Source organism: Neisseria sp. HMSC064E01 (genome assembly GCF_001808875.1).
In the GTDB taxonomy this organism is placed as follows: Bacteria; Pseudomonadota; Gammaproteobacteria; order Burkholderiales; family Neisseriaceae; genus Neisseria; species Neisseria sicca_A.
On the sequence record NZ_KV794939.1, the window covers coordinates 10,498 to 36,465 of the forward strand.

Sequence of the window (25,968 nt, forward strand, 5' to 3'; positions counted from 1 at the left end):
GGCTTGGGCAGTATCAGCAAAACTCAAACGATAAGGGTGCCTTTGGAGATCATTTTAGTGTGTTTTACAATCCGTTAGGTCATCTATAAGCTTTGTATCAACAGTGAAAAGCCAAATCCGGTTGTAACCATCTTTAAAGACTCTTTGAGATTGGACGGTTTACGATGGGGTTTTGAGTAACGTTGATGGGTCGATTTTTGATTTAAACTCTTTAAAATCATCATAGTGCTATAACTTATTTTGTCGTATGGATTTTGATTGGGTAATGTTTTACTGAAGTGTAACGATAAAGTGCTTGACAGTTTTTTCAAGAGTCTGTCGTTGTCAGATGCCATCTTCAAACCCTACGGACTCAATATCGGCTGGCGTTTCTTCCATTTCAGCGAAGTTTCGCTGGTATTCGGCTTCGTCATCGCCTTAGGTGTCTTCGGCGCATGGCTTGCCACCACGCAACATCTGTTGGGCTTTAGAGCCAAGAAATAAAAACATTGGATTGAAGCAAAGGCAAAAGGTCGTCTGAAACTCTAAAACTAGGTTTCAGACGACATTTGATTGGCTGCCGTTTATCGTGTAAGGAAATAATATGCCGGGCAAGCTACTGCCACTCGACTATCACATAGGTTTAAGAAAATCCTTAAGAAGGATGGCGATAATGCTGTTCTTCTTATCCTTGTGCTTGCCTGCCGTAAAAGGAGCGCTGGGTTTAGAAATATGGATGACAGGTTTGATTGTTTTTTGGCATCCGGCAAGCTGGCCTACATTTGCTAATGTAATTTTTATTGTTTTATATTTCAGATTGAATGATGAGAAAGAGACCTTACCTTGGTTACCCTGTTTAATGTTAATCCTGATGATACCGGGGTCGATATTTATTTTGCCTGGTGTATTTGGTTGGGGGTACGTGGTTTGGGTGATGTCAGGTATGCTTCTATGTGCGGATTGGTTATGTAGCCTTATGCCGCACAAACAGCGCCTGATTGTCAGGTTGGCAATCATGATTTGTCTGATATGGGCTGTCGGCTTAATAGGGCTTGGGCAGTATCAGCAAAACTCAAACGATCAGGATATCTTTGAAGATCTCTATTTCAGTGTGTTTTACAATCCATTAGGTGTGATGAGAGGATCTTTTTATCAATAGTGAAAAGCCCAAAAACCGCTTGCAATCATGTTTAAAGGCTTTTTGAGATTGGACGGTTTACGATGGGGTTTTGAGTAACGTTGATGGGTCGAATTTTGGTTTGAGCTTTTTAAAATCATAAGGTTGTTGGAATTGATTTTACCGTTGCGAATTTGAATGGTTAATGAATTGCTCAAATTGGGCGACAAATAGCTTGACAGTTTTTTGAAGTATCTGTATAGTTCTACTTTCTGACGCGGGATGGAGCAGCATGGTAGCTCGTCGGGCTCATAACCCGAAGGTCGTAGGTTCGAATCCTGCTCCCGCAACCAAATTTTCAAGCCCTCGGTTCTGCCGAGGGTTTTTTCTTGGCTTTATGGTTCGAATCCCTATCCTCAAAAGGTCGTCTGAAAACCGGATTTTCGGGTTTTCAGACGACCTTCGTCTTTGTATTAATCATCATCGTGGGTAGAACCCACGCTACGGTTGTTTTTTTGTGTTGCCAATAGCCTTCGTAGCGTGGGCTATGCCCACGAATCGCTAAACATTTCAGACGACCTTTTTCTACACATTCCCGCATCGGTAATATCGGGCTTCACTTCTGTCCGCTTTGTTCCACCTGCCGTTTGAAGCGTGTGCCTGCGGCGTGGTAGAAGGGGCGGGGGGAGAATTGGCGGGAGACTTGTGAGGCGAAGATGCAGGCGATGAGCAGCCAGAAGAGGAGGTTTTGTCCGCCGGTCATTTCCATTACGACGACGGCGGAGGTGAGCGGGGATTGGGTGGCGCCGGCGAGGAAGGCTGCCATGCAGAGGAGGACGAGGACGTGGGTGCCTTGGGTAAGTCCGGTGAGGACGGCGATGCGTTCGCCCAAGACTGCGCCTATGGTCAGGGAGGGGGTGAAGATGCCGCCGGGTGTGCCTGCCCAGTAGCTTAGGACGGTGGAGAACCATTTGGCGACGGCGAGTCCGGCGGGGGCTTCGTGGATGCCGCGCAGGGCTTGGGCGGCTTCGTGGTAGCCGGTGCCGTAGGTTTTGCCTTGGTAAAGTGAGCCGATGGCGGCGAGCAGGATGCCGATGAGGGCGGCGGTAATCAGGGGGTGGCGGCGGATGTGTTCGCGCCATTTGGCGGGGGCGAAGGCGGTGGCGCCGAGATACAGGGTGCGTCCGAACAGTCCGCCTGCGATGCCGCACGCGAGTCCGCAGCCCAATACCCAGACGAGCATATTGTCGAGCGCACCGCCGCTGAAGCCTGAGAAATAGGGGTTGTTGCCTTGGATGGCGACTTGGATGAAACCGGCGGCGAGGACGCCGAGCAGAATTTGCCGCTCCCAACGCAGCATGACTTCGCGCCCGAGTTCTTCGATGGCAAAAATCACGCCTGCAAGCGGGGCGTTGAACGCGGCAGCAAGCCCGCCTGCCGCGCCTGCGGCGATGAGGTCGTTTTCCTGCATGCCGCGAAAGGCGAAGCCGTGTTTTTTACACCATGCGCCCCACGCGCCCATGACTGCCGCGCCGACTTGGACGGACGGTCCTTCACGCCCGACGGACGCGCCTGCAAACATGGCAAGGAAAGTCAGCGGGATTTTAAGGAGGGTTTCACGCAAGCGGATCAGGCGGGTTTTGTTGGCACCGTAGGGCAGGGCAAGACTGGCGAGCACTTGCGGGATGCCGCTGCCGGAGGTGTAGGGGGCGAAACGGCGGGTAATCCAGACGATGAGCGGCAGCCCTAAGGGTAGGGCGACCCAGGCAAACCAGGGATATTTTTGCACCAGCTCCGCATTCATTTCCAACGCGAAATCTGCCATCCAGGCAAACAGGAGGGCGGTCAGCGCGACAAGCGCCGAACCTGCCAGCAAGAACAGAAAAGCGATGCTTTTACGCGAAATGCGGCGGGTTTGGCGGATTTTGTGCGTGATGTGGTAGGCGGGCGGTTTGGTCGGCATGGTATGCGGAAGTGTGGAAAAGGTCGTCTGAAAAGGGTTATTGCGGAAGGGGCACCAATGCGTTAAGAAAGCCTAGAGCGAAGGGTAGTAAAAATGCCGAAGCGATGCCGACACCCCAGTAAATAGATCGGTGCTGCGTAGGTTTGTCAGTGGTGGCGCGCAGCAGTTTGAAATAGAGTGCGAACCAGGCAGATGACACGGCGGCAGTCAGTAACAAGCTGAAGGGAGAGAAGAATGAGTAAAAAACGTAGCCTATCAGTGTCATTATCACAGCATAAAGCACGCCCGCGCCTACCGCCCATTTCCAGATGGGATAGAGCTTGTCGGGAAAGTCTAGTGTTCCCGAGGCTTGAAGTCTGCCGAATGTTAATATGAATATAATGTCTAACATGATTATTGCCTTGTGAGTAAGATTTTTTGTTTTTCAGACGACCTCGAGGTCGTCTGAAAAAAGAGGAGGCGGCATTCAGCCTATTTCCCCGTTGGTGAATGCATAATAAATAAGTTCGCCAAATAAAACAATTTTTCGGTCAGTAGGGTTAAGGCTATACCTGAAAGAATGCCCAGTCCCCAATAGATAAACCGGCGGCGTTTCGGGTTGGACGTGGTACGCAGCATTTTGAAATACAAAAGCAAGCAGCCGAACATGCAGATGGTTTGAAACAGAATGAGAGGTAGGCTGTCAATGGCTTTGGAAATCGAATCATGAACGATGATTGTCACTATGCGTATGCATAAATAAATCAAAGCCGAGCCTGTCGCCGAATGCCAAAAGGAGATGGATGTGTCGGATGAGTCGGTTGTCCTGTGGGGTTGAAGCCTGCCGAATAACAATATAAAGACAATGTCAGACATAATGATGGCTCCCTTGACGTAAGCTGTTTTTGTTTTTCAGACGACCTCGTGGTCGTCTGAAAGTTTATGGTGCGGCGATATGGGGCAATACCGCGCTAAGGTGTGTCAGTACGCCGCTTATCCACAACGCTGAAGCGGCTGAATACTCCAGTAAACACAGTGATGCAGCAGAACAGTCTGGGCTTTCGCGGGTAAAGCCCGCGCTACGGTTTTGCGCTTGGTCTAAAGGTCGTCTGAAACGGTTTTCAGACGACCTTTTTTCGTACTGCCTTAACCTGTATTGCGCAAACCTTGTGCCACGCCGTTGATGGTCAGGTGCACCATCAGGAGGGTGTGCGGGTCGTGCGGGTCTTTGCGCAGGCGTTTGAGCATAGCGACTTGCAGGCCGTTGAGCGCGTTCAGGTACGGAATCCGCAGGGCGAGCGAACGTGCGAGGCTGCGGTTGTCGCGCAAGAGTTCGTCGGTTTGCAAAAGGTCGAGCAGGGCTTTGCGGCTGCGTTGGTATTCTTCCTTAATCATGCCGAAGATGACGGCGGCTTTTTCGGGCGATTCGCTCAAGCCGGCGTAGTTTTCGGCGAGGGTGATGTCGGTTTTCGCCATGACTTGTTCCATATTGGAGAGCATGGCTTGGAAGAATGGGTTGTGCTGCGCGTGTTCCCGCAGGGCGGCGAGGGTTTCGGGTTTGCCTTCGCACAGGCTTTCCACCGCGCTGCCGAAGCCGTACCACGCGGGCAGCATGAGGCGGTTTTGCATCCATGAGAACACCCACGGTATCGCGCGCAAGTCCTGAATCCGCGCCAAGGTTTTGCGGCTGGCGGGACGGCTGCCGAGGTTGAGGGTGGCGATTTCCTGTATGGGGCTGGTTTGCAGGAAATAGTCGATGAAGTCGGGGTGGGTAATCAGCTCGCGGTAGTATTTGAACGATACGTCCGACAATGCCTGCATGAGCGCGGGTTCGGGGTCTTTTTGATCGGGCAGCAGGCTGGCTTCGAGCGTGGCGGCAACGAGGGTTTCGAGGTTGCGCACGGCGTTTCCGGGGTCGGCGTATTTGGCGGTGATGACTTCGCCTTGCTCGGTAATGCGGATTTGTCCGGCCACGCTGCCCGCCGGTTGGGCGAGGATGGCTTGGTAGGATGGGCCGCCGCCGCGGCCGACGCTGCCGCCGCGGCCGTGGAAGAGGCGCATACGGACATCGTATTTTTTGAAGAGTTCGACCAAGCCCAATTCCGCCTGATAGAGGCACCAAGAGCTGGTAACGTAGCCGCCGTCTTTGTTGGAATCGGAATAGCCGAGCATGATTTCCTGAATGTTGTCGCGACTTTGCAGCAGGTCGCGATACCATTCGTTGCTGAACATGGTTTCCATGACGGGGCAGGCGTTTTCGAGGGCTTCGATGGTTTCGAAGAGGGGGACGATGTTGATGCGGCTTTGCGGTTTGCCGTTTTCAACCGTCAACAGACCGCTTTCTTTGAGCAGCAGCGCGAGGGCGAGCAGGTCGCTGGGTTGTTCGCAGTTGGAGATGATGCTTTGGGTAACGGCGTTTTCACCGAATTCGTCTTTGATGTTGCGCGCTTCGTTGAAAATCGCCATTTCGCGGCGGGTGTGTTCGCTGTAAGTGATGAACGGGCTGGACAGCGGCCGCTGGTGTTTCAGCTCGCGCAGCAGGACGGTTTGTTTTTCCGTTTCGGAAAGGCTGCCGTAGTCTTCCAAACCGGCGTGTTTGAAGAGTTCGGCGACGACATCGGCGTGTTTTTCCGCGTGTTGGCGCAAGTCGAGCGGCATCATGTGGAAGCCGAACACGGACACGGAGCGGATCAGGTCGGCGAGCCTGCCTTCGCCCAAAAGCGCGCTGCCGTTGTCGCGCAGGGAGCGTTGCAGCTTGTGGAGGTCGTCTGAAAACTCTTGTGCGGAGGCGTAAGGCATCATAAAGCCGAATTTGCAGCCCATACCCAAGCCGAGCGAGCGGGCTTTGCCCATGACGCGCGCCATGATGTAGGCGATGGCGCGGCGGTACGGCTCTTCGGTGCGGGCGATTTCTTCGTCGGGCGATTCGTCGGACAACGCCATTACGTCGTCGTTGACTTTGACGCGGCGGACGGAAAGAGGTAGCTCACGGTAGAGTTTGTCGAGTTCGCCGCGGTAAAAGCGGAACACCGCGTCGGCATGGCGGCGGAAAGCGAAACGCAAGGTTTCGGCGGAGACAAACGGATTGCCGTCGCGGTCGCCGCCTATCCAGCCGCCGATTTTTAAGATGTCGGGCACGTCAACATCAGGATAGGTCGTCTGAAACTCGCGTTCCATGCTGCGGTAGAGTTTGGGCAGCGCCTCGAAAAAGCTCATCGGGAAGATGGATACGCCGTTGTTGATTTCATCGTTGACGCTGAGTTTGTGGTGGCGCGTTTCGCTGGTTTGCCACAAACCCAATAAGATAGTGTCGATTTCGCGACGCAATTCCGCCAGCGCGTCGGCATGGGTGCAGCGTTCGCGGCGGGGCAGGAGGGCGCGGATGCGGCGGTTGAAATTCAACACGGTTTGGCGTTGCACTTCGGTAGGGTGCGCGGTCAAAACGGCGGTAACATTGGTCGTATTTAATTGTTTTTGAACCGCCTTGCCGCCGATTTTCGCCGCTTTGAGTTTGCGTACCGTTTCCGCCAAGCTGCCTTCCGCGCCGCCGTGTCCCGCCTCTTCGTGGATTTGGCGGCGGCGTTCGTGGTGTACGTCTTCGGCGATATTCAGAATCTGCGCAAACAGGCCGCAGGCAAGCGTAAGGTCGTGGGTTTGTTGTTCGTCCAGTTGCGGCAAAACCTTCTCAATCAAAGCCGCGCTGTCGTCCGAAGTGGACAACAGTTTGACCGTTTCCACCACCAACGGCGAGGCTTCTTCGTGCAGGAGTTTGTACAAAGATTGTTTCAAAAATTCCGCGTCCGCCGCCAGAGCCGCGTCTTTGGGATTGTTCAGGATATGCAGTTGCATGATTTTCTCTCTTTATTTATCTTAAAAACAAACGTAAAACATTGTATAGCAGGTCGTCTGAAACCGCCATCGGAAAGGTGTTGCAAAACACCGAAACTTGATGTAACCCGCATCCGCGCAAGCCAAGCCGTTAATTCCTTAACAAAGCCGTCCGTGCATTTCAGTCCGATTATTCTGCCGTTCGTATCCGCAGCATAGTCCGAAGCGCAGAAATCCCGTAAAATACTACGACATAAAATCCTATTTTCACGCAGGCACAGTATGTTTAACTTCAATTCCGTACGCGAAAACGACAAACGCCAACCCACCGTCCGCACCGCCGTAGCAAGCGGCTCCATCAACATGAGCACCTCCGCCATCAAAGTTTTGGCGGAAAACGCCACCCAAAACGCAGGCATCCTCAACGTCGCCCGTATCGCCGCCGTCCAAGGCATCAAGCAGGTCGGACTGCTTGTTCCGCTTTACCAGCCACTCCCCCTGCAACACGTCCGCGTCGATTTCGATGTCGATGTCGAACTCGCCTACGTCAAAGCCACCGTAACCGTTTCCTCTGAAGTCGGCAAAAGCATCACGACCGAAGCCGTCACCGGCGTCAACATCGCCCTCATATCCATTTACGACATGATGAAAGAAGTCGACCAGTCCATGATGATGACCCGCATCCACCTCGAATCCGAAAGCGGCGGCGAACGCGGCCCGTTCGTATTCGACGATGCCTACGAAAACATCGAATTCTGATTGAACAAAAAAAGGTCGTCTGAAAACCGGTTTGAGGTTTCAGACGACCTTTGGCATGAGGCATACGGATAGATACAACAGGGGGCAAACGTCGGGACGGCGTTGCCCGTCTTGCTTCTAGCAGGTGGTTGCCCAGTCGTGACAATACCGAGAAACCCGCTCCGTTTTGCCCTTCCATCCGCGATACAACATTCAGACGACCCATCATGAACGACCACCAACTGCTCCGTTACAGCCGCCACATCCTTCTCGACGAAATCGGTATCGAAGGGCAGGAAAAAATCCTTGCCGCCCGCGTCCTCGTCGTCGGCTGCGGCGGACTGGGTGCAGCAGCCCTCCCGTATCTTGCCGCATCAGGCGTCGGCAAACTCATCATCGCCGACCACGACACCATAGACGACACCAACCTCCAACGCCAAACTGCCTTTACCGAAGCCGACATCGGACAAGCCAAAGCGCAAGTCATGGCAGGTCGTCTGAAAGCCGTCAACAGCGCGTGCGACATTACCGCCCTGGCCGAAAAGCTGGACGAAGCCCGCCTGATCGAACTCATGCACACCGCCGACATCGTCCTCGACTGCACCGACAACTATCCCACCCGCCAAGCCATCAACCGCGCCGCCGTCGCTACCCGTACCCCGCTGGTTTCCGGCGCTGCCGTCCGCTTCGAAGGACAAATCGCCGTGTACCGCCCTGACTTGCCCGACAGCCCTTGCTACGCCTGCCTGTTTGACGGCGACACCGCCGACGATGGCGCCTGTGCCCTGTTCGGCGTGTTTTCCCCGCTGGTCGGCATCATCGGTGCCACCCAAGCTGCCGAAGCCCTCAAAATCCTCACCGGCGCAGGCGAACCGGCACACGGCAAACTGACGACTTACAACGCACTCACTGCCAAATGGCAGACATTCCGCGTCCATAAAAATCCCGATTGCGGCGTATGCGGCAAACCGCACTGACCGTAGTGGGATAGTTCGCTATAGTGGATTAAATTTAAATCAGGACAAGGCGACGAAGCCGCAGATAGTACAGATAGAGACCTTTGCAAAATTCCCCAAAATCCAGATAGTACGGCAAGGCGAGGCAGCGCCGTACTGGTTTAAAGTTAATCCACTATAAAAGTGATAAAAGATACGGAAACCAAGTTTCAGACGACCTTTTCAAGAAGGTTTAAGCCTTAGGAAAGGTCGGTTTTGCATCGATAAAACTGCCCCACGCGGCTTATTTCACATAAAATGGGGTTGCCTGAATAACCAGCAATCTTGGGATACGCTATGGACACAGACCTCCAGCAAACTGAACACCTGCAAATATCCTTCTCTCCTACCGATCAAGACAGACGCTATGTGGGAAGGCGGCTTTTGCGTTATATAGAGCCTGCTTGGCGGCGCAAATATTGGTTTGGTTCGGCTGCATTCCTGCTGGTGTGGGGTAGTCTATTCGTCTTTGCTTGTTGGTTACTTAACGGCATCAACAATACCTATATTCAAAACTGCTATCTGTTTGCCGATTCGCAAACTGACAGTTTGGAGTACTGTCTGTATAAAGCTGGGGACGACGGCAGCTCCCTATGGATAATGGCGGGTCTCATCTATGCCACCACCATGGTAACGTATTTCGAGCAGCGTTGGACATATCGCAGCTTTACCCGCATAGTCGGCCATCCTCTGGATGGGCGACGTTTCTCCGTCATCCTTTCAGCCGAAGGCCTTACTCAGGAGGAGGCAGGGCGCAGCAGGCATTTCCATCATTGGGCAGGCGTGGAACGTATCATCGAAGACCAAGCATTCCTGTTGTTTTATATCGACCGTAACATCGTCTATTTTATTCCGATTGCCGCTTTTGCAGAGGCGGGAATGGATGCCCACGCGTTTTATACCCGTGCTATGGAGTTGAAGGCTGCAGCAGAGTAGGTAAATCCAAATGAAACAAAGGCTACCTGAAAGACCATTTTTGGTTTTCAGGTAGCCTTCTTTCTTCAAATACAGGGCTGATTTAATCTTTCAACTTCGCCAACTGATTTTGCACTTTCGCCATTTTGTCTTCCAATTCCGCCAAATCGGCTTTGTCTTTTTCCACTAGATGCGCGGGGGCTTTTTCGGTGTAGCCGGGTTTGGAGAGTTTGGCATTGAGTTTGTCCAAGGCTTTTTGCAGCTTTTCGGCTTCTTTGCTCAAGCGGGCGGTTTCGGCGGCTTTGTCGATTTCGACTTTCAGCATCAGGCGTGCGCCGTTGCAGACGGCGACGGGGGAGTCTTCCGCTTCGGGCAGGTTGTCCACCAGCTTAGCTTCGGTCAGTCGGGTCAGCGACGGCAGGTATTTGAGCAGGCCTTCGAGTTCTGCGCTGCCTTCGACAAAGAGCGGTGCTTTGACGTTTGGCGCGATACCCATTTCGCCGCGCAGTTTGCGTACTTCTTCCACTAAGTCTTTCAATGCGGCCATTTTATCGAAGGCCGTCTGAACGATTTGTTCTTTATCGGCTTGCGGATAGGCGGCCAACATGATGCTGTCGGCGGTTTTGGCATTCGCCAGAGGCGCAACGACCTGCCACAGCTCTTCGGTAATGAAAGGCATGATTGGGTGCAGCAGGCGCAGGATGGTTTCGAGTACGCGCACGAGGGTGCGGCGTGTGGTGCGCTGGGTTGTCGGGCAGCCGGTTTGGATTTGCACTTTTGCCAGCTCGATGTACCAGTCGCAATATTCGTTCCACACAAATTCGTACAGCGTTTGCGCGGCAAGGTCGAAGCGGTAGGTTTCAAAGGCTTCGGCAACGGCGGCTTCGGCTTGTTGCAGTTTGCCGATAATCCATTGGTCGGCGAAGGTAAACGCCAACGGCTGCATTTCGTCTTGACCGCAGTCTTTATCTTCGGTGTTCATCAACACGAAGTTGGTAGCGTTCCACAATTTATTGCAGAAGTTGCGGTAGCCTTCGGCACGCTTGAAGTCGAAGTTCACGCTGCGACCGAGGCTGGCGTAGCTCGCCATGGTGAAGCGCAATGCGTCCGCGCCCATGCTGGGGATACCCTCGGGGAAGAGTTTTTTCGTGGCTTCTTCCACTTTCGGCGCGGGTTCGGGTTTGCGCAGGCCGGTGGTACGTTTCACCAGCAGCTTGTCCAAGTCGATGCCGTCAATCAAATCGACAGGATCGATGACGTTGCCTTCGGATTTGGACATTTTCTTGCCTTCGTGGTCGCGCACGATACCGTGGATATACACGTCTTTAAACGGTACTTTGCCGGTGAAGTGGGTGGTCATCATAATCATGCGCGCCACCCAGAAGAAGATGATTTCGTAGCCGGTTACCAAGACGTTGGACGGCAGGAAGGCTTTGAGTTCGTCGGTTTCAGACGGCCAGCCGAACGTGGAAAAGGGTACGAGTGCGGAGGAGAACCAGGTGTCGAGTACGTCTTCGTCGCGCGTGAGGGAAATACCTGACTTATTTAGTTCAGCTTTGATTGCTTCAAATTCTTTGGTAATTGCATTCTTGCGTTCCCAATAATGTCGTTGCAGCACTTTGATTGGGTGTTTAGGAGCATTAGGATCGCGGTCATATTTTTCAACTTTCTGCATAAAATCAAGAAATCTCTTATAAAAAGCAAGCAAATCATTAGGTAATTTTTTTTCTTCCTTCTGAGCTAATTTATATGCTTCCTCAAAAGTTTCTTGAAATACTTTCCAATAAACTTGTTCTTCTGATCTTGCAACATAATGATTGCCTCGCTTGTCGTACCACGCGGGGATTTGATGGCCCCACCACAGTTGGCGCGAGATACACCAGTCTTGGATGTTGTTCATCCATTGGTTGTAGGTGTTGACCCAGTTTTCAGGGATAAAGCGCACCGCGCCGCTGTCGACGGCTTTTTTGGCTTTGTCGGCGAGGCTTAAGCCTTTGAATTCGCTGTCAGGTTCGCCACCGTTCGGTGTGGCGGACATGGCGACAAACCATTGGCTGGTCAGCATCGGTTCAATTACCGAACCTGTGCGGTCGCCTTTCGGTGTCATCAGCGTGTGCGCTTTGATTTCGACCAACAAGCCTTGTTCCTGCAAATCGGCAACCATTTGTTTGCGCGCGGTAAAACGATCCAAACCCGCGTATTTTTCAGGCAGGGCAAAGCCTTGTTGCGCTTCGCCTTTGAAGTTGAACACTTCGGCGTTTGCCAGCACTTTGGCTTCCAAGTCGAACACATTAACCAAGCGCGTGTCGTGGCGTTTGCCGACTTCGTAGTCGTTGAAGTCGTGCGCAGGCGTGATTTTCACGCAGCCTGTGCCGAAGTCTTTTTCAACGTATTCGTCGGCAATCACGGGGATGGTACGGCCGGTCAGTGGCAGGATTAATTCTTTGCCGATTAAGTGGGTATAACGTTCATCTTCAGGATTGACGGCTACGGCCACGTCGCCCAGCAGCGTTTCAGGACGGGTGGTCGCCACGATAACGGCTTCGGCGGGATTGTCCGCCAGCGGATAGCGGATGTGCCACATAGAGCCTTGTTCTTCCACACTTTCCACTTCCAAATCCGATACTGCTGTACCAAGCACGGGATCCCAGTTCACCAAGCGTTTACCGCGGTAAATCAAGCCTTGCTCATACAGGCGCACAAACACTTCGGTCACGGTTTCGGCACGCACGTCGTCCATCGTGAAATACTCGCGCGTCCAGTCGGCAGAACAGCCCACGCGGCGCATCTGCTGCGTAATCGTGCCGCCGGAAACTTCTTTCCATTCCCACACTTTTTCCAAGAATTTTTCACGACCCAAATCATGACGGGATACGTTTTGCGCGGCAAGCTGGCGTTCGACCACAATCTGCGTGGCGATGCCCGCGTGGTCGGTGCCGGGAATCCAGGCGGTGTTGCAGCCTTTCATGCGGTAGTAGCGGGTCAGACCGTCCATAATGGTTTGGTTGAAGGCATGACCCATGTGCAGCGTACCGGTTACGTTGGGCGGCGGCAGTTGGATGGAAAAAGACGGTTTGGTCAAATCCATATCGGGCTGGAAATAACCTTGGGTTTCCCAGTTTTGATAGTGTTTGGATTCGATTTCGGCGGGATTGTATTTGTCTAACATGGTAAAAAATGCTGTCTGTAAAAGGGTTTGCGGGCAAACGTCTGTTTAAAAAATAATTGCGGATTATAGCGCAAAAAGGTCGTCTGAAACGGAATATCGTTTCAGACGACCTTTTTGAAACAAATCGAAACGGGCTTATTTGCCTTTGTCGGATTTGGCTTCTTTTTTCAGGGAAGCGTACAACTCAGGGTCGCGGTTTTTCAGCAGGGAGGCAATCGCCAAATCGTCGCGGTTTACTTTTGCCAAGTCAACGCGTTCGATGTGTACCAAGCGCAGCAGCTCGCGTACAGGTTTGGGCATATTGCGGCCGGATTCGTAACGTGAACCACCGGATTGGGTTACGCCGATACGGCTCCAAAAGTCCATTTGGTTCAAACCGAGTTTTTTGCGGATATCGCGGATGTTGTCAATTTTCTCAAACGACTTCATGAAAATTCCTTTTTCTTCTGTATTGTTTGTTGATAAGCAAGAATCTGCTTCTTCACATTGGGAAGGGGCGCAAATTAGTTTTCAGTAGCAAGGTTCCTTACAGAGGAAATCATTAATTGCGACATAAAAAACTATCTATACTGAATTGTTAGACAGTATATTCGAAAGAAGTTTTGTAGAATTCTTCATAAATTGGCTAAATATTTCCAAGTTAAATATTTTATAGAAGAAAAAACATTTAAAACAATAAGATAGTAATTTAGTGCGAATAATATTTTACATAAATAAACAGTCGATACGGGAATGTTGCGTTTGACATTATTTATAATACATAATTGTTTTGCATGAAATTATGGAGAAAGTGCAGTGGCGATGAGAGGATATGTCTATATTGCAGTCCGATGTTTAGACTTGAATTGGATAGTCGAAAATCGGTTTTGATAATGATTGATTTGGCTGAGGATGGTGCAGAAGCATGATTCTGCTATTTTGAGTTTGGGTAGGGATAATTGAAAAAGGTCGTCTGAAAACCTTGTTTGCGTTTCAGACAACCTTTTTTGCTTTGAAAGCGAGATGGTTTGACAGATTAGGGTTTGCCGGTAGCCGGGCTGACGGTCAGGATCTCGTAGCCGGTTTCTGTCACTAAAACTTCATGTTCCCATTGGGCGGAGAGAGAGCGGTCTTTGGTCACGACCGTCCAGCCGTCGTTTAAGATGCGCAGGTGGCGTTTGCCTTGGTTGATCATCGGCTCGATGGTGAAAATCATGCCGGGCTTCAGGACGACGCCTTGTCCTTTTCGGCCGTAGTGCAGGACTTGCGGGGCTTCGTGGAAACCGCGTCCGATGCCGTGGCCGCAAAATTCCTGTACGACGGAATAGCCTGCGTTTTCGGCAACTTGTTGGCAGGCGTAGCCGATGTCGCCTAAGGTTGCGCCGGGTTTGACGGCAGCGATGCCCGCCATCATGGATTCGTGGGTGATGTCGATCAGGCGTTGGGCGATGGGGGAGACTTTGCCGACGGTAAACATACGGCTGGAGTCGCCGTGGAAACCGTCTTTTTTGATGGTCAGGTCGATGTTGATGATGTCGCCTTCTTTGAGCGGCTTGTCGTCGGGAATGCCGTGGCAGATGACGTGGTTGACGGAGGTGCAGCAGGATTTGGGGTAGGGCGGGTTGCCGTAGTGCAGGGGGGCGGGATAGCCGCCTTGGACGTTGACGTGGTAGTCGTAAACGAGTTTGTCGATTTCGTTGGTGGTTACGCCGGGTTTGACGAATTGTCCGATGTAGTCGAGGGCTTCGGCGACGAGCTTGCCCAGTTCGCGCATTTTCTCGATTTCTTCGGGAGTCTTGATGATGATTTCGTTCATGTTGTTTCCTTGATGGTTTCAGACGACCTTTTTGCGGCACAAAGGTCGTCTGAAAGGGAAGGGGATGAGTCGGCAGCTTGCTTTTGGCACACTGCAACGAGGCGTGCGGACGTTTCGGCTTTTTTGGATTCGCGACTGATGCCGGAAGTTCAGATTAAAGCCGAACGCCAGTCCGCACTAGAATAGATTGTCGATGACTTCTTTGGATTTGGAAGGAGCCTTAGGCTTCGGAGTCGGCTTAGGTGCCGGCTTGGCTGCTTCGGGTTGGCGTTGTTCGGGTTTTGCCGCAGGTTTGGATTCAGTCGGTTGTTCCGACGGCGTACGTCTGTTACCTGTTGCGGCGGGTTTGCTGCGCGGCGTTTTTTCTTCGGTATCGGGCGTTTCGGTTACAGCAGGTTTGGCGTTTGCTTTGTTATTGGCGGGTTTATCTTCTGAGGCTTCGTCCTCGGTCGGGGTGGTGTTGCTGTTTTTGCCGTTTGATTTGTTTTTAGGCGGGATGACGGGATTGCGGGAGTCGGTTTTTTCGTCGTCGTCAAGCTCGGCTTTGGCGGCAGGCTTGGTTCTGTCCTCTTCGGGAGCGCCGATGGGGCGCCAGACTTCGACAGGGGTGTCTTTGGGAACGGGTTTGTTTTTAATGGCTTCGCGTTCTTGGGTGTCGTGGCTCTTGATGGTGCTGATGACGCCGATGACCAAGGCGGCAACAGCAATGATGCAGACGCCGAAAAAGGCTCTGATTAAATGTTTGGGTTTGAGTTGAAATGAGGATTTAGGGGTTTTGGACATGATAAATCGGTAAAAATGAAATCAATCGGGCGGATTGTATCGTAATAGGTCGTCTGAAACAAAATTGGGTTTCAGACGACCTCTCAGTCAAGGAACAATCCTATGGCTGCTGGGTGTAGTTTTGATACAGGGTAACGACTTTTTGTACGCCCACGGTGGTGCTGACGCGTTGGGTAACTTTTTCTTGTTCTTCAGGCGTCAGGATGCCCATCACATAAGTCACGTTGCCGTAGGTCACGATTTTGACGCGCGCCTGCGTGGTGGGTTTGAGGCCCAAAAGGGCGGTGCGGACTTTGGATGTGCCCCATGTGTCGTTGGTTACGTCGCCGAAGGTGCGTCCTTGGGGGGCGACGGTGATGTAGTTGTACACGCCTTCGGCGGCTTGTTCGGCGCGGGCGATTTGTTCGACGAATTGTTTTTCGCCTTCAGTGGCGACTTGTCCGAGCAGCAGCAGGTGGCGGTTGTAGCCGACGACGTTGAGTTTGGGGGTATAACCCTGCACTTGGTTGTTTTGGCGCAGGTAGGAGCGGGCAGTGGTTTCGACGCGCACTGCCATTACGTTGTCGTCGGTTTGCGCGCCTGTGGTGCGGCGGTCGACGGCGGATTTGGTGCCGACTGCCGCGCCGCCGAGGAGTACGCCGACACAGCCGCTGAGTGTCAGGCTGAGGAGGAGGGCGGTCAGAACGGGTGCGGTATGGCGTTTGATGTTCATATTTTTTCCTTGATGATGAGTTCGGCGGATATGTTTCAGACGACCTTTAAAAGAGGTCGTCTGAAAAAAGGCTTACATTCCTTCAAGCAACATGGAGTCGATGCAATCGCACATGGCGTGTATCAACAGGATATGGTTTTCCTGAATACGGGCGGTGCGCGGGTAGGGGACGTTGAGCAGTACGTCGGTGTCTTTGAGCATGGCGGCGATTTTACCGCCGTCGCGGCCGGTCATGGCGATGACGTGCATATCGCGTTCGTGTGCCGCTTTGATGGCTTCGATAACGTTGGCGGAATTGCCGGAGGTAGAGATGCCGACCAAAACGTCACCGGCGCGTCCGAGCGCGCGCACTTGCTTGCTGAACACATGGTCAAAACCGTAGTCGTTGCCGATGGCGGTCAGCGCGGAAGTGTCCGTCGTCAGCGCGACGGCGGCAAGTTCCATGCGCTCTTTTTCAAAGCGTCCGGTCATTTCGGCGGCGAAGTGCTGCGCGTCGGCAGCCGAACCGCCGTTACCGCAGGCTAAGATTTTGCCGTCGTTCATCAGGCATTGCAGCATCAGTTCCGCCGCTTGAGCGGTCGGCTCGACCAACACTTTTTCGGCTTCCTGCTTGGCAAGGATGCTTTCGGCGAAATGGGCGGCAACGCGCTCTTGTAAAGTCGTCATATCGTCAACCTGTAATATTCTTTATCCATTCGGGTGGGCGGTTTCCTTCTATCAGTACCGCATCGATGCGGCACGCGGTATCCGTCATGCCGTTTTGTTGCAGATAATACTCCGCAGACCGTTGCAGTTTCAATAACTTAGACGGCGAAATACTGTATGCGGCACCGCCGAAACCCTGATTTTTGCGGTATTTTACTTCAACAAACAGAATCATGTTACCGTTTTTGACAATCAAATCGATTTCGCCGTAAGCGCAGTGCCAGTTACGCGCCACGAGTTTGCAGCCTTGCGAAAGAAGAAACGCCAGCGCGCTATCTTCGCCCGCCGCCCCTTGTTTGTGGTTCAGACGCATGGAAGTTTACCCCGTATAATATCGTTATATTGTTTTCAGACGACCTGATAAAGCCATGTTTCAAAAACACCTTCAAAAAGCCGCCGACAGTATTGAAAAACGGACATTATACGTTGTCGCCACGCCCATCGGCAATTTGGCGGACATCACCCTGCGCGCGCTCGCCGTCCTGCAAAAAGCCGATATTATCTGCGCCGAAGATACGCGCGTTACCGCACAGCTTCTGAGTGCATACGGCATACAGGGAAAACTCGTCAGCGTGCGCGAGCATAACGAACAGCAGATGGCGGACAAAATCATCAACCATCTTTCAGACGACCTCACTGTCGCACAAGTTTCCGACGCAGGTACGCCCGCCGTCTGCGATCCCGGTGCGAAACTCGCCCGCCGCGTGCGCGAGGCAGGGTTTAAAGTTGTTCCCGTTGTCGGCGCAAGCGCAGTCATGGGGGCGTTGAGCGTTGCAGGCGTTACCGAGCCCAATTTCTACTTCAACGGTTTTTTGCCGCCGAAATCCGGCGAACGGCAGAAGCTGCTTGCCAAATGGGCGCAGGCTGATTTCCCCGTTGTGATGTTTGAAACCCCGCACCGCATCGAAGCCACCCTCGCCGACATGGCAGCACTGTTCCCAGAGCGCAGCCTTACCCTCGCCCGAGAAATCACCAAAACCTTCGAAACCTTCGTCAGTGGCACGGTTACTGAAATTCAGACGACCCTGAAAAACGACGGCAATCAGACACGCGGCGAAATGGTACTCATCCTCCATCCCGCGCTTCGTGAAAAACACGATACCTTGCCCGATGCCGCGCAAAACGTTATGAAAATCCTCGCCGCCGAACTGCCCACCAAACAGGCCGCCGAACTTGCCGCCAAAATTACCGGAGAAGGCAAAAAAGCCTTGTACGACTCGGCGTTGGAGTGGAAACGGGTTTCAGACGACGTTTGAGAGTAGGAGGTCGTCTGAAACAAGAGGGAAGGGCAGTTGTTGAGCCATGATTCATATTGACATCGGTCATGCGCTGAGTCACGGACTTTTGAGCAAAGAAGATTTAGATTTCTTAATTTCATTGCCCGGATGTTTGCTAACTTGCCTTGTTTTATTTTAAGCAAAATCAATAAGAAACTTTCATAAAGCTTGATGGTGAAGGTCGTCTGAAACATTCAGATAACCTTCTTTTAAAATTAAGATGGAAATATCGACAATTCAGCCGACCAATGTCTGTAATTGTATGTAATGCGTGATATAATGTGAATTCTTTGCCTTACGTTAAGGTGAAGTCAGATATAGACTCACAAAGATTAACATATTGCTTGACGTACATAGGCTTCTTGATTATATTTAGCCTCGCATTACTGTCGGGATTTCCCGTTTTTATGAAGCAGATTCTCATCTTACAAATTCTGGTTTTGACAGCAGTTGCGCTGATTAGCGCCGCATTTTCAGGTTTGGCAGGATTTTGGTCTGCTGTTGCAGGTGGGTTTTCCTACCTTGTCCCTTCCGCTTTCGCAGTTTTACTTTTAAAACTTTCCAAACGTAATCCTTTGTATCATGGTAAGGCTTTCATTATTGGGGAAGTTTTAAAAGTAGTGCTGTCGCTGGTGATGATGCTTGCCGTATTTATGGTTTGGCATCAGTCTTTGATATTCTTTCCGTTCTTGTTCGGATTGCTCGGTGTCAGCCATTTGGTTTTTTTAGTATCGTTGAGAGTGAAGCATTATGGCAGGTGACAAAATTACTGCTACTGATTACATCACGCACCACTTGCAAAGTTTAACCAGCCTTTCCGATGTAGCTAAAGGACAGGGCTTGGACAATATTGCTGATTTTTCTTTTATTAATATCGATGCAATATTTTTCTCTGTATTGTTGGGCGTAATCGGCAGTTTCCTACTTTTGCGTGGAGCCAAGAAGGCAACAGCAGGTGTACCCGGTCGTTTTCAGGCTGCTGTCGAGATTTTGTTTGAATTTGTGGATGATATGTGTAAAAGCATTATTCACAACGAACAATCCCGAAAAGCCATTGCTCCGTTGGGCTTGACCCTGTTTGTATGGATTTTCCTGATGAATGCCATGGATATGCTGCCGGTGGATTTGTTCCCGTGGCTGTGGCAAAACATTACCGGTAATCATCATGCATTGTTGCGTATTGTACCGACCGCAGATTTGAATACCACGTTGGCGTTAGCTATCGGTGTCTTGGTGATTTGTATTTATTACAATATCAAAATCAAAGGTATCCGTGGTTGGATTCATGAGTTGTTCAGCGCTCCGTTTGGCGCCAAACTCGCTCCTGCCAACTTTCTTTTGAATCTTGTTGAATTCCTTTCTAAAACAGTTTCTCACGGTATGCGGTTGTTCGGTAATATGTATGCCGGCGAGCTGGTGTTCCTACTGATTGCTTTGCTGGGTGGTGCTTGGGCATCATCTGGAAGCGTTGAAGTGTTGGATCCGATTCTGTTTGGTTTCCACATCCTTGCCGGATTGGCATGGGCAATTTTCCATATTTTGGTGATTACCCTGCAGGCATTTATCTTTATGGCCTTGGCGTTTGTCTATATCGGACAAGCTCATGATGCACATTAATTATTAGGTAGTTTTTCATTAACTTTCTTTGTTTCCTCAAGGAGTAAAAAATGGGTTTGGTAGCAATTGCATGTGGTTTGATCGTAGCATTGGGTGCATTGGGTGCCTCTATCGGTATCGCAATGGTAGGTTCCAAATATTTGGAGTCTTCTGCGCGTCAACCTGAATTGATTGGTCCACTGCAAACTAAATTGTTCCTGATCGCTGGTCTGATTGATGCTGCATTCCTGATTGGTGTGGCTATTGCGCTGTTGTTCGCCTTCGTTAAACCATTTGGTGCATAATCAAACGGCGTGTTCCGTCTAGGTACAGACTTTGGTCTGTTTGATTAACACTAGTACGAAGGTTAACTAACGTGAATATTAATGCAACCTTATTCGCTCAAATCATCGTCTTTTTCGGTTTGGTTTGGTTTACCATGAAATTTGTGTGGCCGCCGATCGCAAAAGCATTAGATGAGCGTGCCGCAAAAATTGCCGAAGGCTTGGCTGCTGCCGAGCGCGGTAAGAGCGATTTTGAACAGGCAGAGAAGAAAGTTGCAGAACTCTTGGCTGAAGGGCGTAACCAAGTTTCCGAAATGGTAGCTAACGCCGAAAAACGTGCCGCTAAAATCGTAGAAGAAGCAAAAGAACAAGCTTCTGTCGAGGCGGTGCGGATTACAGCACAAGCTAAAGCTGATGCGCAGCAAGAAATGAATCGTGCACGCGAAGTTTTGCGTGAACAAGTTGCTGCGTTGGCGGTTAAAGGTGCCGAGTCTATTTTGCGTAGTGAAGTTGATACTTCCAAACATGCGCAGTTGCTCAGTGCTTTAAAACAGGAGCTGTAATCTTATGGCTGAGTTCGCAACGATTGCCAGACCTTATGCGAAAGCATTATTCAATCTGGCGCAGGAAAAAAACCAAATTGAGTCTTGGTTGGGCGGACTGGAAGAATTAGCCGCGGTTGTTCAAAATGAGAAAGTTATTTCTTTGATTGAGCGACCTGAAACAAATACTTCTGAAAAGGTAAATGTGCTTGCAGAACTCGTTGAGTTAAAAAGTGATGAATTGAAAAATTTCATTACTGTTCTGGCAGAGCAAAAACGTTTGCCCGTATTGCCTGAAGTCTATGCTCAATATCAAGCTTTAACCTTGTCATTCAATCATACTAAGTCCGCTGTAATTTACAGCGCTTATCCATTGACTGAAGATCAATTGGCTGAGTTGGCTGAAATATTGAAAAAACGCTTTGACAGTAAGTTGCAGATTACAACTGAAGTTGCGCCTGAGTTGATTGGCGGTGTCAAAGTTGAAGTGGGTGACCAGGTCTTGGATTTGTCGGTGCAGGGTAAATTGAATGCCCTGTATGCGACTATGACAAATTAGGAGAGTCTTCATGCAGCTTAATCCTGCTGAAATTAGCGATTTGATTAAAGCTAAAATTGAAAATCTGTCTGGAAATACAGAAGTGCGTACCCGTGGTACCGTTATTTCTGTAACAGACGGTATTGTTCGTATTCATGGCTTGTCAGACGCAATGCAAGGTGAGATGCTCGAATTCCCAGGTAACACTTTCGGTTTGGCGATGAACTTGGAGCGTGACTCCGTCGGCGCCGTAGTGTTGGGTGAATACGAACATATTAAAGAAGGCGACACAGTTACTTGTACCGGCCGTATTTTGGAAGTACCTGTCGGTCGTGAATTGGTTGGTCGCGTTGTAGATGCACTGGGTCGTCCGATTGATGGCAAAGGTCCGATCAACACATCTTCTACTGCACCTATCGAAAAAATTGCACCAGGTGTGATTGCCCGTAAATCGGTTGACCAGCCTATGCAAACTGGTCTGAAGGCCATTGACTCAATGGTTCCGATTGGTCGCGGTCAACGTGAGCTGATCATTGGTGACCGTCAAACAGGTAAAACAGCCGTAGCATTGGATGCTATTGTTAACCAAAAAGGTACAGGCGTTATCTGTATTTATGTTGCAATCGGTCAAAAAGCGTCTTCTATTGCTAACGTAGTACGCAAATTGGAAGAGCATGGTGCAATGGAACACACGATTGTGGTTGCTGCGACCGCTTCTGAAGCTGCGGCTCTGCAATATATCGCACCTTATGCAGGTTGTACTATGGGCGAGTTCTTCCGCGACCGCGGTGAAGACGCATTGATTGTATATGATGACTTGTCCAAACAAGCTGTTGCTTACCGTCAAATTTCCCTGTTGCTGCGCCGTCCTCCCGGTCGCGAAGCATATCCTGGCGACGTTTTCTATCTGCACTCCCGCTTGTTGGAACGTGCTGCCCGTGTAAATGAACACGAAGTTGAAAAACTGACTAATGGCGAAGTGAAGGGTAAAACAGGCTCTTTGACTGCATTGCCGATTATTGAAACCCAAGCCGGTGACGTATCTGCATTCGTACCGACAAACGTGATTTCGATTACCGACGGTCAAATTTTCTTGGAAACCGACTTGTTTAACGCTGGTATCCGTCCCGCGATTAATGCCGGTATTTCGGTATCGCGCGTAGGTGGTGCTGCGCAAACCAAAGTAATTAAAAAACTGGGTGGCGGTATCCGTTTGGCACTTGCCCAATATCGTGAGTTGGCAGCCTTCTCGCAATTTGCTTCCGATTTGGATGAAGCTACACGCAAACAGCTGCAACACGGTGAAGTGGTTACTGAATTGATGAAGCAAAAACAATTCAGCACTTTGGATACAGCTGAAATGGCTTTGACCTTGTGGGCCATTAATAATGGTTCTTACGAAGATGTACCGGTATCCAAGGCATTGGCCTTCGAAGCAGAATTTTTGAGCTTTGTACGCACTCAGCATCCTGGTGTTTTAGAAGCAATCAACGCATCAGGTGCGATGTCCGATGAAAGCGAAAAAGCATTGACCGAAGCCATGAATTCTTTCAAATCTTCTTATGCTTACCAAGCCTAAGAGCTGAAATGAAAGGAGTCTGAAATGGCAGTCGGAAAAGAGATTCTCACCAAAATCCGTAGTGTTCAAAATACCCAAAAGATCACTAAAGCGATGCAGATGGTGTCAACCTCTAAAATGCGGAAGACTCAGGAACGGATGCGCTTGGCGCGTCCGTATGCCGAAAAAGTACGGACAGTTATGAGTCATTTGGCGCGAACCCATGAAGATCACGGTATTAAATTATTGGCACCTCATCGTGAAACACGTCGGGTAGGTTTTATTTTAATCACCTCTGATAAAGGTCTTTGCGGTGGTTTGAACGCGAATGTTTTGAAGAAATTCTTAGCGCAAGTCCAAGAGTACCAAGAACAAGGCATTGAAGTTGATGTCGTCTGTTTAGGTAGTAAAGGTTTGGCAGCTTGTCAAAACATCGGTTTGAACGTTATTGCCAGTGCGATTAATTTGGGTGATACCCCAAAAATGGAATTGCTGCTTGGTCCATTGACTGAAATCTTCCAACGTTACGAGAAGCATGAGTTAGATAAGATACATCTGGTGTATTCATGTTTTGTGAATACCATGCGTCAAGAACCACGGTTGGAGGTTCTGCTGCCTATCGGCGAAAATGTGATAGAAGACGAGGAGAGTTATTCTTCATTCAGTTGGGAATACCGTTATGAGCCAAGTCCTGTCGCTGTGTTGGAATATCTGGTTCGCCGCTATTTAGAGTCTGTGGTTTACCAAGCATTGAGTGACAATATGGCATCTGAGCAAGCTGCGCGTATGGTGGCAATGAAAGCGGCCACCGACAATGCAGGCAATGCCATTAAAGAGTTGCGTTTGGTATATAACAAATCGCGTCAAGCTGCGATTACCACGGAATTGTCAGAAATTGTAGCAGGTGCGGCGGCAGTTTAATGTCGTCTGAAACCTGAACAGGAAATTAGGATACGATAATGAGCCAAGGCAAAATCGTACAAATTATTGGTGCGGTAGTTGACGTGGAGTTTCCGCGTGATGCCATTCCGCGTGTTTACGACGCCCTGAAATTGGATGCAAACGGCCTGACTTTGGAAGTGCAACAGCTTCTGGGTGACGGCGTAGTTCGTACTATTGCAATGGGTAGTTCGGATGGTTTGAAACGCGGCATGACTGTAAGCAATACAGGTGCGCCGATTACAGTACCGGTAGGTAAAGGTACTTTGGGACGTATTGTCGATGTATTGGGTACGCCTGTTGATGAAGCAGGTCCGATTGATACCGACAAACACCGTGCCATCCATCAGACAGCTCCGAAATTTGATGAACTGTCTGCGACTACTGAGCTGCTGGAAACCGGCATTAAAGTGATTGACTTGCTGTGTCCGTTTGCCAAAGGCGGTAAAGTAGGTCTGTTCGGTGGTGCCGGCGTAGGTAAAACCGTCAACATGATGGAATTGATTAACAACATCGCCAAAGCGCATAGCGGTTTGTCCGTGTTCGCCGGTGTGGGGGAACGTACCCGTGAAGGTAACGACTTCTACCACGAGATGAAAGATTCCAACGTATTGGACAAAGTGGCGATGGTTTACGGTCAGATGAACGAACCTCCGGGTAACCGTCTGCGTGTAGCCTTGACCGGTTTGACTATGGCCGAATACTTCCGTGATGAAAAAGACGAAAGCGGCAAAGGTCGCGACGTATTGTTCTTCGTGGACAACATTTACCGTTACACTCTGGCTGGTACAGAAGTATCTGCATTGCTCGGTCGTATGCCTTCAGCAGTAGGTTACCAACCGACATTGGCTGAAGAAATGGGTCGTCTGCAAGAGCGTATTACCTCTACCCAAACAGGTTCCATTACTTCCATCCAAGCCGTATATGTACCTGCGGATGACTTGACTGACCCGTCTCCTGCAACAACATTTGCCCACTTGGACGCTACCGTCGTATTGAGCCGTGACATTGCATCTTTGGGTATTTACCCTGCAGTTGACCCGCTTGACTCTACTTCACGCCAACTGGATCCGATGGTATTGGGTCAAGAGCACTATGACGTAGCCCGCGGCGTACAATCTACTCTGCAAAAATACAAAGAATTGCGCGATATTATTGCCATTCTGGGTATGGACGAATTGTCAGACGAAGATAAACTGACCGTGATGCGCGCGCGTAAGATCCAACGCTTCCTGTCGCAACCGTTCCACGTTGCCGAAGTATTTACCGGCTCTCCCGGCAAATATGTATCGCTGCGTGACACCATTGCCGGCTTTAAAGCTATCTTGAACGGTGAATACGACCATCTGCCTGAACAAGCTTTCTACATGGTAGGCGGTATCGAAGAAGCGGTCGAGAAAGCGAAAACCTTAAACTAAGGAGGTCGGCATGAGCATCATGCGAGTTGAAGTGGTAAGTAGCGAGCAGAACATCTATTCAGGCGAAGCCAGTTTTGTAGTGGTTCCGACTGTTCAAGGTGAGCTCGGTATTTATCCGCGACACGAGCCGATTATGAGTTTGGTACGTCCTGGTGCATTGCGTTTGACCGTGCCCGGCGAAGCCGAAGAAGTGCTTGTTGCCGTTTCCGGCGGGGTTCTGGAAGTGCAGCCCAACCAACTTACTGTGTTGGCGGATGTTGCCGTACGCAGTTCCGAGATGGATCGCGAGCGCGCGGAAGCTGCCAAGAAAGCGGCGGAAACCGGCATTTCTCAAGCGAAAGACGATAAATCGCTGGCTGAAGCACACAAAGCCTTGGCCGCAGCGATTGCCCAGCTCAAAACCTTGGATTATCTTCGTTCGCACAAAAACAAATAAGCAGTTTTGCTTTACAAAAAGCACGGTTGATTACCGTGCTTTTTTATTTTTGGGATTGGCTGAGCGTATGGATGATTGGTTAGAGTTATAGTGGATTAAATTTAAACCAGTACAGCCTTACCTTGCCGTAGCTCAAAGGGAACACTTATCAAGGTCAAAGTACCTAATGAATTGGGCTTCATACTGTCTGCGACCTTATTGCTTTGTCCTGATTTAAATCTAATCCACTATATTATGTCTTAAGGTCGTCTGAAAATTGTATTTGATAGTGGCTTGTTGTTTGTAAACATGATGATCGATGATCAAGGGAAAGATAGAAGCAGCTCGTCTGAAAACTATGTTCAAGGTTTAATGCCATGGAAGCTACGTTTTCAGACGACCTTTTGTCTTCCTATTGCTTCACAGGTTTCAAAGTCGGCAAAACCGTATCCCAAATTGCCAGCACTTCGGCTTCGCTGCGCTTCGTTCCGTCTTTTTTCTCCGTACCGAACTGCATCATGATGCGCGGATCACCGCCGTCGCGCTCCCAAAAGAACATATATTTGTTGCCGCCCCATTTCACCAGTTTTTCCTCACCCGACATACCGTTGATGGTGCGTTTGCCTTGGCGGATGGTGCGGGTTAGCGCTTTAACCATTGCGCCTTTCCCCAGATTTACCTTACGTTTCAGCAGTGTCGCTTCGCCTGCTTTCAACACATCGC

General features: G+C 50.4%; 26 protein-coding genes, 1 tRNA gene and 1 pseudogene. 16 read left to right on the plus strand and 12 right to left on the minus strand.

What is annotated here, in order from left to right; translation table 11 throughout:
• Window positions 1-327: 327 nt before the first annotated feature.
• From HMPREF2572_RS06725 to HMPREF2572_RS06735, 3 genes and pseudogenes are all read left to right on the plus strand, one after another.
• Window positions 328-483: pseudogene (locus HMPREF2572_RS06725) on the plus strand (cell division protein FtsX); the annotation flags it as partial.
• A 100-nt stretch (window positions 484-583) separates the two neighbouring features.
• Window positions 584-1,138 carry a hypothetical protein gene (locus HMPREF2572_RS06730; RefSeq protein WP_070497154.1) on the plus strand — a complete coding sequence of 185 codons (555 nt, stop codon included), beginning with the start codon at window positions 584-586 and terminating at the stop codon, window positions 1,136-1,138.
• 234 nt (window positions 1,139-1,372) lie between these two features.
• Window positions 1,373-1,449 (plus strand) — tRNA-Met (locus HMPREF2572_RS06735).
• Window positions 1,450-1,712: 263 nt separating this feature from the next.
• On the opposite strand, the gene HMPREF2572_RS06740 is transcribed toward HMPREF2572_RS06735, so the two are convergent.
• The 4 genes from HMPREF2572_RS06740 to ppc all read right to left on the minus strand — a co-directional run bounded on the left by HMPREF2572_RS06740 (window position 1,713) and on the right by ppc (window position 6,887).
• Window positions 1,713-3,059 (minus strand): chloride channel protein, encoded by a 1,347-nt coding sequence (locus tag HMPREF2572_RS06740; protein WP_070497156.1) that lies wholly within the window; start codon window positions 3,057-3,059, stop codon window positions 1,713-1,715.
• Window positions 3,060-3,096: 37 nt separating this feature from the next.
• Window positions 3,097-3,450, minus strand: a complete 354-nt coding sequence (locus HMPREF2572_RS06745) for a hypothetical protein (RefSeq protein WP_036493158.1) — start codon at window positions 3,448-3,450, stop codon at window positions 3,097-3,099.
• Between the two features lie 80 nt (window positions 3,451-3,530).
• Window positions 3,531-3,914 (minus strand): hypothetical protein, encoded by a 384-nt coding sequence (locus HMPREF2572_RS06750; protein WP_070497158.1) that lies wholly within the window; start codon window positions 3,912-3,914, stop codon window positions 3,531-3,533.
• A gap of 270 nt (window positions 3,915-4,184) precedes the next feature.
• Window positions 4,185-6,887 (minus strand): phosphoenolpyruvate carboxylase, encoded by a 2,703-nt coding sequence (gene ppc, locus HMPREF2572_RS06755; protein WP_003760477.1) that lies wholly within the window; start codon window positions 6,885-6,887, stop codon window positions 4,185-4,187.
• A gap of 261 nt (window positions 6,888-7,148) precedes the next feature.
• Here ppc and HMPREF2572_RS06760 point away from each other — a divergent pair, with 261 nt between their 5' ends.
• The 3 genes from HMPREF2572_RS06760 to HMPREF2572_RS06770 all read left to right on the plus strand — a co-directional run bounded on the left by HMPREF2572_RS06760 (window position 7,149) and on the right by HMPREF2572_RS06770 (window position 9,535).
• Window positions 7,149-7,625: a cyclic pyranopterin monophosphate synthase MoaC gene (locus tag HMPREF2572_RS06760; RefSeq protein ID WP_003760475.1), complete on the plus strand. Its 477-nt coding sequence runs from the start codon at window positions 7,149-7,151 to the stop codon at window positions 7,623-7,625.
• A 206-nt stretch (window positions 7,626-7,831) separates the two neighbouring features.
• Complete coding sequence (locus HMPREF2572_RS06765) at window positions 7,832-8,581, plus strand: HesA/MoeB/ThiF family protein (protein WP_070497160.1); 750 nt, start codon at window positions 7,832-7,834, stop codon at window positions 8,579-8,581.
• Between the two features lie 315 nt (window positions 8,582-8,896).
• A complete protein-coding gene (locus tag HMPREF2572_RS06770; protein WP_070497162.1) occupies window positions 8,897-9,535 on the plus strand; it encodes a YcxB family protein in 639 nt (212 codons plus the stop codon).
• Window positions 9,536-9,617: 82 nt separating this feature from the next.
• Here the strand turns inward: HMPREF2572_RS06770 and HMPREF2572_RS06775 are convergent, their stop codons facing one another.
• From HMPREF2572_RS06775 to HMPREF2572_RS06805, 7 genes are all read right to left on the minus strand, one after another.
• Window positions 9,618-12,683 carry a valine--tRNA ligase gene (locus HMPREF2572_RS06775; protein WP_070497164.1) on the minus strand — a complete coding sequence of 1,022 codons (3,066 nt, stop codon included), beginning with the start codon at window positions 12,681-12,683 and terminating at the stop codon, window positions 9,618-9,620.
• Window positions 12,684-12,818: 135 nt separating this feature from the next.
• A complete protein-coding gene (locus HMPREF2572_RS06780; protein ID WP_003744960.1) occupies window positions 12,819-13,112 on the minus strand; it encodes a helix-turn-helix domain-containing protein in 294 nt (97 codons plus the stop codon).
• A gap of 586 nt (window positions 13,113-13,698) precedes the next feature.
• A complete protein-coding gene (gene map / locus HMPREF2572_RS06785) occupies window positions 13,699-14,478 on the minus strand; it encodes a type I methionyl aminopeptidase (RefSeq protein ID WP_019270779.1) in 780 nt (259 codons plus the stop codon).
• Window positions 14,479-14,655: 177 nt separating this feature from the next.
• The gene (locus HMPREF2572_RS06790; RefSeq protein WP_070497166.1) at window positions 14,656-15,261 is read right to left on the minus strand and encodes a prolipoprotein diacylglyceryl transferase; all 606 of its coding nucleotides are present in this window, start codon (window positions 15,259-15,261) and stop codon (window positions 14,656-14,658) included.
• Window positions 15,262-15,361: 100 nt separating this feature from the next.
• Window positions 15,362-15,973 (minus strand): BON domain-containing protein, encoded by a 612-nt coding sequence (locus HMPREF2572_RS06795; protein ID WP_070497167.1) that lies wholly within the window; start codon window positions 15,971-15,973, stop codon window positions 15,362-15,364.
• Between the two features lie 72 nt (window positions 15,974-16,045).
• Window positions 16,046-16,639: a phosphoheptose isomerase gene (locus tag HMPREF2572_RS06800; RefSeq protein ID WP_019270777.1), complete on the minus strand. Its 594-nt coding sequence runs from the start codon at window positions 16,637-16,639 to the stop codon at window positions 16,046-16,048.
• 4 nt (window positions 16,640-16,643) lie between these two features.
• A complete protein-coding gene (locus HMPREF2572_RS06805) occupies window positions 16,644-16,991 on the minus strand; it encodes a YraN family protein (protein ID WP_070497169.1) in 348 nt (115 codons plus the stop codon).
• A 55-nt stretch (window positions 16,992-17,046) separates the two neighbouring features.
• Here HMPREF2572_RS06805 and rsmI point away from each other — a divergent pair, with 55 nt between their 5' ends.
• The 10 genes from rsmI to HMPREF2572_RS06855 all read left to right on the plus strand — a co-directional run bounded on the left by rsmI (window position 17,047) and on the right by HMPREF2572_RS06855 (window position 25,266).
• The gene (rsmI, locus tag HMPREF2572_RS06810) at window positions 17,047-17,934 is read left to right on the plus strand and encodes a 16S rRNA (cytidine(1402)-2'-O)-methyltransferase (protein ID WP_070497171.1); all 888 of its coding nucleotides are present in this window, start codon (window positions 17,047-17,049) and stop codon (window positions 17,932-17,934) included.
• A 428-nt stretch (window positions 17,935-18,362) separates the two neighbouring features.
• Window positions 18,363-18,716 (plus strand): ATP synthase subunit I, encoded by a 354-nt coding sequence (locus tag HMPREF2572_RS06815; protein WP_070497397.1) that lies wholly within the window; start codon window positions 18,363-18,365, stop codon window positions 18,714-18,716.
• Entirely contained in the window at window positions 18,706-19,572 is an 867-nt protein-coding gene (gene atpB / locus HMPREF2572_RS06820; protein ID WP_070497172.1) for a F0F1 ATP synthase subunit A, read from the plus strand. Before HMPREF2572_RS06815 ends, atpB begins: the two co-directional genes overlap by 11 nt.
• Window positions 19,573-19,622: 50 nt before the next feature.
• Window positions 19,623-19,856 carry a F0F1 ATP synthase subunit C gene (atpE, locus tag HMPREF2572_RS06825; RefSeq protein ID WP_003760443.1) on the plus strand — a complete coding sequence of 78 codons (234 nt, stop codon included), beginning with the start codon at window positions 19,623-19,625 and terminating at the stop codon, window positions 19,854-19,856.
• Between the two features lie 71 nt (window positions 19,857-19,927).
• The gene (locus HMPREF2572_RS06830) at window positions 19,928-20,398 is read left to right on the plus strand and encodes a F0F1 ATP synthase subunit B (RefSeq protein WP_019270018.1); all 471 of its coding nucleotides are present in this window, start codon (window positions 19,928-19,930) and stop codon (window positions 20,396-20,398) included.
• Between the two features lie 4 nt (window positions 20,399-20,402).
• On the plus strand, window positions 20,403-20,936 hold the full coding sequence (locus HMPREF2572_RS06835) for a F0F1 ATP synthase subunit delta (protein WP_003741657.1): 534 nt from the start codon (window positions 20,403-20,405) through the stop codon (window positions 20,934-20,936).
• A gap of 10 nt (window positions 20,937-20,946) precedes the next feature.
• Complete coding sequence (gene atpA / locus HMPREF2572_RS06840) at window positions 20,947-22,494, plus strand: F0F1 ATP synthase subunit alpha (RefSeq protein WP_003760437.1); 1,548 nt, start codon at window positions 20,947-20,949, stop codon at window positions 22,492-22,494.
• A gap of 24 nt (window positions 22,495-22,518) precedes the next feature.
• Window positions 22,519-23,394: a F0F1 ATP synthase subunit gamma gene (gene atpG / locus HMPREF2572_RS06845; RefSeq protein WP_003760435.1), complete on the plus strand. Its 876-nt coding sequence runs from the start codon at window positions 22,519-22,521 to the stop codon at window positions 23,392-23,394.
• Window positions 23,395-23,432: 38 nt separating this feature from the next.
• Window positions 23,433-24,830: a F0F1 ATP synthase subunit beta gene (gene atpD / locus HMPREF2572_RS06850; protein ID WP_003760432.1), complete on the plus strand. Its 1,398-nt coding sequence runs from the start codon at window positions 23,433-23,435 to the stop codon at window positions 24,828-24,830.
• A gap of 10 nt (window positions 24,831-24,840) precedes the next feature.
• Window positions 24,841-25,266, plus strand: coding sequence for a F0F1 ATP synthase subunit epsilon (locus HMPREF2572_RS06855; protein WP_003741652.1), 426 nt, complete (start codon window positions 24,841-24,843; stop codon window positions 25,264-25,266).
• Between the two features lie 391 nt (window positions 25,267-25,657).
• Here the strand turns inward: HMPREF2572_RS06855 and HMPREF2572_RS06860 are convergent.
• The coding region (locus tag HMPREF2572_RS06860; RefSeq protein WP_246827785.1) for a T6SS immunity protein Tli4 family protein at window positions 25,658-25,968 on the minus strand (311 nt) is incomplete at its 5' end.

Coding starts and splice junctions, on each gene's coding strand:
- HMPREF2572_RS06730 (WP_070497154.1), top strand. CDS start 584: ATGCCGGGCAAGCTACTGCCACTCGACTATCACATAGGTTTAAGAAAA.
- HMPREF2572_RS06740 (WP_070497156.1), bottom strand. CDS start 3,059: ATGCCGACCAAACCGCCCGCCTACCACATCACGCACAAAATCCGCCAA.
- HMPREF2572_RS06745 (WP_036493158.1), bottom strand. CDS start 3,450: ATGTTAGACATTATATTCATATTAACATTCGGCAGACTTCAAGCCTCG.
- HMPREF2572_RS06750 (WP_070497158.1), bottom strand. CDS start 3,914: ATGTCTGACATTGTCTTTATATTGTTATTCGGCAGGCTTCAACCCCAC.
- ppc (WP_003760477.1), bottom strand. CDS start 6,887: ATGCAACTGCATATCCTGAACAATCCCAAAGACGCGGCTCTGGCGGCG.
- HMPREF2572_RS06760 (WP_003760475.1), top strand. CDS start 7,149: ATGTTTAACTTCAATTCCGTACGCGAAAACGACAAACGCCAACCCACC.
- HMPREF2572_RS06765 (WP_070497160.1), top strand. CDS start 7,832: ATGAACGACCACCAACTGCTCCGTTACAGCCGCCACATCCTTCTCGAC.
- HMPREF2572_RS06770 (WP_070497162.1), top strand. CDS start 8,897: ATGGACACAGACCTCCAGCAAACTGAACACCTGCAAATATCCTTCTCT.
- HMPREF2572_RS06775 (WP_070497164.1), bottom strand. CDS start 12,683: ATGTTAGACAAATACAATCCCGCCGAAATCGAATCCAAACACTATCAA.
- HMPREF2572_RS06780 (WP_003744960.1), bottom strand. CDS start 13,112: ATGAAGTCGTTTGAGAAAATTGACAACATCCGCGATATCCGCAAAAAA.
- map (WP_019270779.1), bottom strand. CDS start 14,478: ATGAACGAAATCATCATCAAGACTCCCGAAGAAATCGAGAAAATGCGC.
- HMPREF2572_RS06790 (WP_070497166.1), bottom strand. CDS start 15,261: ATGTCCAAAACCCCTAAATCCTCATTTCAACTCAAACCCAAACATTTA.
- HMPREF2572_RS06795 (WP_070497167.1), bottom strand. CDS start 15,973: ATGAACATCAAACGCCATACCGCACCCGTTCTGACCGCCCTCCTCCTC.
- HMPREF2572_RS06800 (WP_019270777.1), bottom strand. CDS start 16,639: ATGACGACTTTACAAGAGCGCGTTGCCGCCCATTTCGCCGAAAGCATC.
- HMPREF2572_RS06805 (WP_070497169.1), bottom strand. CDS start 16,991: ATGCGTCTGAACCACAAACAAGGGGCGGCGGGCGAAGATAGCGCGCTG.
- rsmI (WP_070497171.1), top strand. CDS start 17,047: ATGTTTCAAAAACACCTTCAAAAAGCCGCCGACAGTATTGAAAAACGG.
- HMPREF2572_RS06815 (WP_070497397.1), top strand. CDS start 18,363: ATGAAGCAGATTCTCATCTTACAAATTCTGGTTTTGACAGCAGTTGCG.
- atpB (WP_070497172.1), top strand. CDS start 18,706: ATGGCAGGTGACAAAATTACTGCTACTGATTACATCACGCACCACTTG.
- atpE (WP_003760443.1), top strand. CDS start 19,623: ATGGGTTTGGTAGCAATTGCATGTGGTTTGATCGTAGCATTGGGTGCA.
- HMPREF2572_RS06835 (WP_003741657.1), top strand. CDS start 20,403: ATGGCTGAGTTCGCAACGATTGCCAGACCTTATGCGAAAGCATTATTC.
- atpA (WP_003760437.1), top strand. CDS start 20,947: ATGCAGCTTAATCCTGCTGAAATTAGCGATTTGATTAAAGCTAAAATT.
- atpG (WP_003760435.1), top strand. CDS start 22,519: ATGGCAGTCGGAAAAGAGATTCTCACCAAAATCCGTAGTGTTCAAAAT.
- atpD (WP_003760432.1), top strand. CDS start 23,433: ATGAGCCAAGGCAAAATCGTACAAATTATTGGTGCGGTAGTTGACGTG.
- HMPREF2572_RS06855 (WP_003741652.1), top strand. CDS start 24,841: ATGAGCATCATGCGAGTTGAAGTGGTAAGTAGCGAGCAGAACATCTAT.